Origin of the sequence: Nocardiopsis sp. NRRL B-16309, from assembly GCF_001279585.1 — a bacterium.
Lineage (GTDB): Bacteria > Actinomycetota > Actinomycetes > Streptosporangiales > Streptosporangiaceae > Nocardiopsis.
In genome coordinates, this window is the sequence record NZ_LGEC01000057.1 from 1 (window position 1) to 202 (window position 202).

Sequence of the window (202 nt, forward strand, 5' to 3'; positions counted from 1 at the left end):
GCCCCCCGCGCCCCCCGCCCGCCGGTCCAGACGCCCACCGATCAGATGCACCACGACATCGGTACGCGGAGCCAGAACCGACGCCACCGACACCGAGTTCGTCACCACCGTGTAGCCGCGATCCACCGGCAGGCGAGCCGCCAGGCGTTCGGTGACCGCGCCCGCGTCCAACACCACCACACCGCCATCGGGCACCTCGGCC

General features: G+C 73.3%; 1 pseudogene. It reads right to left on the reverse strand.

Features of this window, described 5'->3' with window-relative positions:
• Positions 1-202: pseudogene (locus ADL05_RS06735) on the reverse strand (DeoR family transcriptional regulator); the annotation flags it as partial.